2 protein-coding genes are annotated in these 1,099 nt (G+C 66.8%); one reads left to right on the top strand and one right to left on the bottom strand.

Annotation, left to right across the window (positions count from 1 at the left end; genetic code table 11):
- Nucleotides 1-610, bottom strand: a 610-nt coding sequence (locus HII36_RS55410) for a serine hydrolase domain-containing protein (protein WP_173531424.1), incomplete at its 3' end; no start/stop codon positions are given.
- Nucleotides 611-861: 251 nt separating this feature from the next.
- Between HII36_RS55410 and HII36_RS55405 the strand changes: the two genes are divergently transcribed.
- The coding region (locus tag HII36_RS55405; RefSeq protein WP_173531423.1) for a helix-turn-helix domain-containing protein at nt 862-1,099 on the top strand (238 nt) is incomplete at its 3' end.

Raw genomic sequence — 1,099 nt, 5'->3', positions numbered from 1 at the left:
CGGTGACGCGGGAGACCAGGACGCCGAGCAGGTCGTTGCTGATCTGGTACTGCCAGCGCTGGCCGGGCTGGTGCATGAGGGGCAGTTCGCCCAGGCGGCGCATCCACTCATCGGGTTCGGGCATCGGCACCGGCAGGTTGGGGGTCAGGCCCTGCTCGAAGACCGCGTTCATGATCGGGGTGCCGATCGAGGTCATGTCCATGCCGAGCCCGAAGGTGGAGGTGAGCACGTCCCGCACGGTGATCGGACGGCGCGCCGGAACCGTCTCATCCAGCGGGGCGTCGATACGGGCGAGCACCCGCCGATCGGCCAGCTCCGGCAACCACCGGTCAACCGGGTCGTCGAACCGCAACCGGCACTCATCCACCAGCACCATCGCCGCGGCCGCCGTGACCGGCTTGGACGTGGACGCCATACGGAAAATGGTGTCGCGGCTCATCTGCGGGCCGCCGTCGTGACGGAACGTCCCGATGGTCTCGACGTGGGTTTCCTCACCCCGGCTGACCAGAGCGACCAGGCCCGGGATCCGCCCGGAATCGACATGCCGGTCCAGCACGTCACGCAACTTGCGCAGCCCGGCCGCCGAGAAGCCGTCATTGCCTTGCCTCATCACACATCTCCTCGCGTCATTCGTTGACGTTCAGCAATCTCTGAACGATGGAGACAGTACATTGCGTTCACATCATCGTCAACATGCAATTTGCGCCCTCTTTTGCCTGTCAGCAAGGCAAGCAACGCCTTCATTGCAATGAGGCTGCCACTGAACGCAAAGGACGACCAGAGCGCTGCATTGCAATGATGACCAGGTGAATGCATACTGTGCAGCGGGCGTACGACATGAGAACAGGGAGGCCCGCACCGATGCCCGGAGGCAGACTCACCACCGAGGACCGGCGACACATCGCCGCCGGGCTGGCCGAAGGGCTCGGCTACGCGGAGATCGGCCGCCGCCTGGGGCGTCCCGCGTCGACCGTCATGCGCGAGGTCACCCGCAACGGCGGCCCCGACGACTACGGCGCGGACCTGGCGCAGGAGGCCACCAGACACCGGGCGCGCCGGCACAAGCAGGCACAACCCCCGTCCCCGCCGGCCCCCGACC

The organism is Nonomuraea antri, from assembly GCF_013283785.1.
Classification (GTDB): domain Bacteria; phylum Actinomycetota; class Actinomycetes; order Streptosporangiales; family Streptosporangiaceae; genus Nonomuraea; species Nonomuraea antri.
This window is presented reverse-complemented; position numbering and strand designations above follow the sequence as displayed.